This window comes from Pseudomonas sp., from assembly GCF_026224925.1.
Lineage (GTDB): Bacteria > Pseudomonadota > Gammaproteobacteria > Pseudomonadales > Pseudomonadaceae > Aquipseudomonas.
The window spans coordinates 1-7,141 of sequence record NZ_JAMFRV010000082.1; the positions used below are offsets into that span (position 1 = coordinate 1).

Consider the following 7,141-nt stretch of genomic DNA (forward strand, 5'->3'; position numbering starts at 1 on the left):
CCACCGCTCGGCTCTGGATCAGACTGATCTGTGTCTGCAGGTAATCGCTGGAGGGATTATTCGGGTCAGTGGTTTGCTGAAACGAAATCAGCATCGCGCCCTTGGGTTCGATGACCAGCGAGGCCACGGCACGGTAAACCGGCGTGATCAACTGCATCAGGACGGCTGCCAGAACCATGGCCAAAAGGACGAAGACTAGAATTCGTCCTTTGCGTGCCCACAAGGTGTATCCGATTTTGCGCGAGTCAATGAAATCCCGATCGTCTTCCGGCGGCGCCATGTAACGCGCAGCGACCTCGCGTCTGCTGATGCTGACCTGTCCCATGTCAAAAGAACCCCTGTTCAATGTTGATGGTGTCACCCGGTTCAACCAACGTGTTTAGGCTTGCCTTCGCGCTGGTGCGGGTCGGGTCGGAGCCACGCACAATGCTGATGCGCTTGTCTGACGCACGCTCCGTCAAACCGCCCGCCACGGCGATGGCGCGGTCCAGGGTGAGGCCTGGCTGAAATGGATATCCCCCGGGTAACTTGACTTCGCCGCTGATGTAAAACTGTCTATACGTGAGCACGCTGACCGACACCCGAGGCGCCACCAAGTACCCATCCTTGAGCTTGTCGGTGATCAGTTTTTCCACCGCGGTCGGGCTTAAACCTTTGGCGTTGATCTCTCCAATGAACGGATAGGAAAACGTCCCGGCGTCATTGAGTCGGATTTCTTTGAAACTGAGGTCGGGCTCACCAAAGACATTGATGTTGATGACATCGCCCGAACTGAGCTGGTATTGCGCCGCCGCAAAACTCGACAGGCTGCACAGCATCAGTAACGCAGCGATAACCCATTGACGGATAAACATAGGGCAACCTCCCTTAGAGACTTAAGCTGAAACTCAGCAGGTACACGTTGCGGGTGTAGGTCTGCGTACTGTCGTTCGAATCGTTTTTCCAGCGCTGATAGCCCAGCGTTACGTCAGCCCAGCGAGTGGCCGAATAAATCATCGAGGCGCCGTACGTATTGAGCTTGTCGTCGCGGTTTATGCCCAGATATTGAAGGTCCGCATAACGGTAATTGACCTCCGAGGCGATCCACGGTGACCACGTATGTCGCCAGCCCAGTCGGGTGCTGGTGTCATGGACGGTGTTGGAGCCGTCGTCGCCTTCTTCGAACTTTTTGCTCGCCTTCAACGAGAACGTGGAATAGGTACGCGGCTTCCAGTCCAAGCCGACCTCCCAGGTCGGGCTGCTGTCGTCATTAACCGCAGCGCTGCTGAAGTTCTTGCGCTCATAGCCCACACGCACGCTGCCACTGACCTTGGCGCTAACATCACGCGTCAGGCCCACCAAGGCAGCATCGCCCGTACTATCACGCAGGCTCCCTGGGAGCACGTAATTGAAATCACTGTGACGCACCTCGACCAAGGTGCGGGTGCTGCCGCCGAGGCGATGAAACCAGGTCGCCGTAAAACTGGTGGTGTCGTGCTCTTTGTCAGCGTTGAGATCGCCGCTGTTGCGGTAGCGCAGCTCTTGGTACTCGGCCAACAGGTCAATCTGGTTCATACCGCTGAGCACGCCGAAGCTGTAACCCATACTCGCGTTCTTCAGCGTGTACTTGTCGTTCTCACGCGGCTGGGCGGTTTGCACCGTCTCTTCAGCACGGTGATAGCCCAGCTCCCAGCTCAGGCGATTGCGCGAATCGAACTCCATGATGCTTTTGGCAGTGAAGTGCTGATTGACATGATCGGCGTCGGCGTGATCCTGGTAGGTCAGGCTGTCTGCAGCGTATTCAAGTTGATACCCGCTGTTGCGTGTTTGCGTGCCTATCACAAACGTCGGACTCACAGACGTGATCCAGGCGGATTCAACCTGATTGGGCAATGTTCGAAAGTTATCGTCGTAGCGCTCACTGACGTTCAGGGTTGGCGTGAAATCAAACCCACCGATTTGCACGCTTTGCGGTTGCCCCGCCATCGCGATCAACGGGAAGGGCACGAGCCCCAGCATCGTCAGCAGATTCTTGCCGTTGATCATCAACGAATCCTTCTCGCAGCACGCATAGAAAATTAGCCACGCAGCAGGACTGCGCAATCGCGGCGATGTTTGGGAGGGATAAAAAAGAAAAAAAAGGCAATGCTACCGCCCACCCGTGCGGTGAAGCACACGTTGCAAGTTTTTTACATCAACTATGCATAAAGCGGCATAGACAGCCGATGACAGCGGTATGTCCTTCGCGAGCGAATGTCGCGTTAAGGGCAACTACAGGGGGGAGCAATGTCTGGGACCATTGGTGGGTTGGAAGAGATTTTTTCGTCAGCATTGGTGATGCATGAGAGTCCGGATTATGCGTTATGTTTTTTATTTTTGTTCGTCGCACGACAAACGGAGCATTGCCAATAAAAAAAGGCAGTAGAAAAACAGGGTGATGATTAATTCGTCGAAATATTGACTTATTTGGTTATTTTTTTTATTACAAATCATAACTAACTGAATTAAATAAAATAAATATAGTAGTGTTTAATCGTCGATTGAGCAGAAAAACTCATTGTGATAGGCGCATTTCCCTTTGATGCCGCTATAAACGCCCAGTGGAGGGAACTGAAGTGCCTGGAGGGTTCACTCACCTTCACCAGGCATTAACGCTTGTATCAAAAATGGAGAGTTAATATGGTTCCTTTGATAGGTGCGGCTGTCACTAGATTACCTCAGGTACTGAAGGCTGCTGAAGCTGGCGCCAATGTGCTGCAAGGCGCTAGCGCGGCGAGCGATCTGCTGGCACAACTCAAACCACCTAAGCCGCTGGATCCAAAAGACATGGTTGCCGCCGCTGGCGGTGGGGACACCAAAGTCAATTACTAGCGCCACCAGCTCCCTCCTGCCTCAGGAGGGAGCGCTTGCAGCGTTTACATTCTGAAGCGCATCACTACCTGATTAAGCCCCACGGCCAGTTGCGACAGCTCGCCACTGGCGGCCGACGTCTGGTGAGCCCCTGCGGCAGTCTGAATAGAAAGATCCCGAATGCTGGTCAGGTTCCGGTCAATTTCTCTCGCCACCTGAGCTTGCTCTTCGGTGGCCGAGGCAATGTTCATGTTGCGTTCGTTAATCTGCACTATCGCTGCCGTAATTTCAGTGAGGGCTCGACCGGCTGCGTCGGCCACGTCAAGGCTGGCGCGGGCACGTTCGCTGCTGTGACTCATCGCGGTCACTGCCTTGCCAGCGCCTCCCCGGATCGAGTCGATCATTTTTTCTATCTCGGCGGTCGACTGTTGCGTTCGATGCGCCAGCGCCCGAACTTCATCCGCTACCACCGCAAAACCCCGGCCAGTCTCACCGGCTCGCGCCGCTTCGATGGCCGCATTCAGCGCCAGCAGGTTGGTCTGGTCGGCGATACTGCGAATCACATCCAGCACCCCGCTGATGCCTTGCACCTGCGCTGCCAAGCCATCGATCTCAATTGCCGTAACGCCGACCGCCTCGTGCAGTTCGTTGATCACACTGACCGTTTCGTGGACACGCAGGCGGCCGTTTTCCGCGTATTTACTTGAATCCTGCGCGGCCGTCGAGGCTAGCACGGCATTTCGTGCGACTTCTTCGACTGCTGCACTCATTTGGTTGATAGCGGTGGCAGCCTGATTGATTTCATCGTTCTGGCGCTGAACGCCGCGCAGTGCATCTTCTGTCACGGCGGTCATTTCTTCGGAAGTCGACGCTAATTGATTCGAGGAATCACCCAGCTCAGTCAGGGTGCGCCGCAGGTTTGTCTGCATCACTGACAACGCTGCCAGCAAGCGCCCTGGTTCATCTCGGCCGTCGGTTTCAATGGGCTTGCTGAGGTCGTTAGCCGCGATCTGCTCGGCAATCATCAGCGCCTTGGCAATGGGGGCAGTCAAACTACGGGTGAACAGCGCCGCCAGTGCCAAGGTGGCGGCCAGCGCTACCAGAATAGCGCCGATGGTGACATCGCGGGCCTGTGCGTAGGTCAAGTCGGCAGCGGCATTGGATGCTACCACCCTGAGATCGGCCAAGCGGGACACCTCGGCGATGTCTTTAGCCAGATGGTCCGCGGCCTGGGTCATTTCGCCGCCCGCTTGGGTCAGTGCGATGACCACATCGTCGCGTTTTTGTGTCACCGCCTCCAAGTACCGCGTATGCACCGCAAGGTAGGCTGCCATGTTGCGTTGCATGCTGGCATACACCTGTTGGCCAAGCTCGCTAATCAACAACGGCTGGAGCGTGCGAGCGTGAGTCTCAAGATCGCTGCGGGCCTGGGTAACGCGCTGACGTGCCATGTCTGCGGTGTCGGTGTTCTGTGCCATACGCAAACTGCCGTTCCACAGTCGAATAGTCAGCAAATCGCTCTTGATTTGGTCAACGGCTTGAATTGTCGGCAGGACATTGAGTTGCAATGTTTCCCGGGACTGTTTCAAGTCCAGTGATGTAAACAGCGAGAACAGGCCGAGTGCCGTGACTAACAGGGCAAAAAAGCCAAAGCAGAGCAGTGAGCGAGGAGCAATATTGAGATTTCTCAGGTTCATGCAAGGAGGCCTGTCGAAAGAAGGAAGTAATGAATTCCTATCGACATGAATCGTTTCAGCTTGAGCAATAAGAGTGTATTTCTGACAAATGATCCATACAGCCCGAGCACGAAGGCATTCTTGGGCGATAGCTTCTTGTACGAAGCGCTGGATGCAGCGTAGCGATTGAGAGATGTTGCCCCATCAACAGGCGTTGTACAGATTGTTGATTTTTCAGCATTCCACAGTTGCGACACCCACCGGTTTACGGCTCAAAATAACGGCACGGCTTGTGCTACAGCTCTGTACCCGAACTAAGGCCTATCAGTAACCATGCGAGTTATCGCCCGATATTTTCTACAACACTGCCGCCCTGGATGTTGACTTCTGGCAGTGGCAAAACTGTGCCGATGATTATCGGCTGCGCGTTGTTTATGGAATTGATTGATGCCACGGCGGTGCTGACTGCTCTGCCGCAAATGGCGCTCGATTTTGGCGAGCCCAGTGTGCGAATGAACCTGGTGGTTTCGTTGTACTTGCTGGCGGTGGCGCTGTTTGTTCCGGTCAGTGGTTGGGCGGCGGATCGTTACGGGCCGCGAAGGGTGTTCGTCAGTGCCATTGTGCTATTCACGTTGGCGTCAGTGGCGTGTGCGGCCTCGACATCGTTGCTGCAGTTATCGCTGGCTCGCATGGCCCAAGGCGCGGCGGGCGCGATGATGGTGCCGGTGGGGCAGGTGATTTTGTTGCGTTGGTCGGTGCGCGAGAACCTGCTGCGTGCCATGTCATACCTGACTATTCCGGCCTTGATCGGACCCGTGTTGGGGCCGCCATTGGGCGGGCTGTTGGTGACGTTGTTGTCGTGGCACTGGATCTTCCTGATCAATGTACCCATCGGTATCCTCGGGGTGGTGTTGGTGCTGCGTTATGTTCCGGACTATCCGGGGGCACGGGGTCGTCCATTGGATGTGATCGGTTTATTGCTAAGCGGCATGGCGTTGGGGGGATTGGTATTCGGCTTTGAGGCGTTCGGTCATGGTCTGCTGGAGCGGCGATGGGCGTTGTTGTTAATGATTGTGGGTGTGCTCAGTGCCTGGCTGTACGTCATACACGCCAAGCGTTGCGCGCAGCCTTTGATCGATTTGTCGTTACTGCGCATTCCAACGTTCGGCATCAGCTTTTGGGGTGGAAACCTGCTGCGTATTGGCAGTGCTTCGCAGCCGTTTTTGTTGGTGCTGTTGTTCCAGCTGTGTTTCGGCCTTAACCCTCTGCAGGCTGGTTTACTGAGTTTCGCGGGCGGGGCCGGGGCCTTCTTGATGAAGTTGCTGGCCGTGCGCATTGTCAGTCGCTTCGGCTTCCGTCGCACGCTGACCGGCAACGCGCTGCTCACCGGCTTGACCATTATTGCCTGCGCAACCTTTGACATCGCCACGCCTTATTGGGTAATTGCATTAGTGTTGTTCGGCAGCGGCATCATTCGTTCTTTGCAATTCAGCACGCTGGGCGCGCTGACCTACGCCGACGTCCCCGCTGAATTGTCGAGCCGAGCCAGCAGTTTGTCGGCCATGACCATCCAACTGACCATGAGCCTGTCAGTCGGTCTCGCCGCTGCCATGCTCAGCCTGATTATGTCGGTACGGGGGCACACGGCAGTAGGTGAAACCGATGTGGCAGGCGTGATGATCGTTGGTGGGCTGGTGTGTGCAGTGTCGGCCGTGGTGTTCAGGCGGCTTACTCTTGCAGCGGGTTCTGCCGTTTATGTTGGGCGTGATTGATTTCCACGGTACCTGTAGAAGCCGACACGTTGGCCATAATTTTACCAACCGATGCCGCGGGAAATACGCTACCAAGCGACCCTGTAATTTCTGCAATACAACCGGCCCTTTGCGGCCTTCTTGCCTGAAAGCTGTCCGGCCACAGGCGCCCTTCAGGAATTCATCCGGTAATGAGTATGTCGTTTTCACCCTTTGTGTCACGAGACGCTCGGCTGGGCAGTTGGAATGTTCAACACTTGCCTGCGACGCCAGCAGCGTTCGTGCGCTATTTTGTCGGCAACTTCCTGGGCTGGTACGTGGCGATCCTGCTGCTGCAGATCGCGGCGGTTGTCTGCACTATCCTGATTCCATGGGGGCTGGGGCAGATCACGCGCACGGTCAGCAATGGCCTGGACGCAGAACACGCTTTCGAGGTACTGAAATTACCGCTGTTGCTGTTCGCGTCATTGTTGGTGTTAGAAGTGTTGTTCACCCGCGCCGCTGCCGGTTGCCACATTCATGTATTGCCTTTGCAGCGGCGCACAGTTACCCATGTGCTGTTCGCCTACCTGCAAAAGCACTCTCATCGGTTTATCAGCAACGAGTTCGCCGGGGCCTTGGCGCACCGGGTTTCCGAGGTCGCGTTGGGAGTGAACCAGACGCTGAGTATTCTGCTGTTCGACCTGATCCCGCTGCTGGTGACCTTAAGTCTGGCGACGGTGCTGTTATGGACGGCGTCGCCGTTGTTGGCGTTGTTTATGTTTGGCTGGTCGGTGCTGTTTATTGTGGTCTGCTATTTGTTGGCGCGACGCAGCCATCCGCTTGCGCAAGAGTACTCAGCTGCGCGCAGCACCAGTTCGGGCAAGGTCGTGGACGCCGTGTCGA

Annotated in this window: 7 protein-coding genes; 3 read left to right on the forward strand and 4 right to left on the reverse strand. The window is 55.8% G+C overall.

The window, feature by feature from the left end:
• The 3 genes from M0974_RS03675 to M0974_RS03685 all read right to left on the reverse strand — a co-directional run.
• Window positions 1-325: Wzz/FepE/Etk N-terminal domain-containing protein (locus M0974_RS03675; protein WP_297832972.1), on the reverse strand; the 325-nt coding region annotated here is incomplete at its 3' end.
• Between the two features lies 1 nt (window position 326).
• A complete protein-coding gene (locus tag M0974_RS03680) occupies window positions 327-854 on the reverse strand; it encodes a polysaccharide biosynthesis/export family protein (RefSeq protein ID WP_297832974.1) in 528 nt (175 codons plus the stop codon).
• A gap of 13 nt (window positions 855-867) precedes the next feature.
• Window positions 868-2,025, reverse strand: coding sequence for an outer membrane beta-barrel protein (locus M0974_RS03685; RefSeq protein WP_297832976.1), 1,158 nt, complete (start codon window positions 2,023-2,025; stop codon window positions 868-870).
• 633 nt (window positions 2,026-2,658) lie between these two features.
• Between M0974_RS03685 and M0974_RS03690 the strand changes: the two genes are divergently transcribed.
• Window positions 2,659-2,850, forward strand: coding sequence for a hypothetical protein (locus M0974_RS03690; RefSeq protein WP_297832978.1), 192 nt, complete (start codon window positions 2,659-2,661; stop codon window positions 2,848-2,850).
• Between the two features lie 44 nt (window positions 2,851-2,894).
• Here M0974_RS03690 and M0974_RS03695 read toward each other — a convergent pair whose 3' ends face one another.
• Window positions 2,895-4,526 carry a methyl-accepting chemotaxis protein gene (locus M0974_RS03695; protein ID WP_297832980.1) on the reverse strand — a complete coding sequence of 544 codons (1,632 nt, stop codon included), beginning with the start codon at window positions 4,524-4,526 and terminating at the stop codon, window positions 2,895-2,897.
• A gap of 356 nt (window positions 4,527-4,882) precedes the next feature.
• Between M0974_RS03695 and M0974_RS03700 the strand changes: the two genes are divergently transcribed.
• The gene (locus tag M0974_RS03700) at window positions 4,883-6,277 is read left to right on the forward strand and encodes an MFS transporter (RefSeq protein ID WP_297832983.1); all 1,395 of its coding nucleotides are present in this window, start codon (window positions 4,883-4,885) and stop codon (window positions 6,275-6,277) included.
• 176 nt (window positions 6,278-6,453) lie between these two features.
• Window positions 6,454-7,141 (forward strand): ABC transporter transmembrane domain-containing protein (locus M0974_RS03705; protein WP_367278950.1); only part of this gene is annotated, 688 nt, incomplete at its 3' end.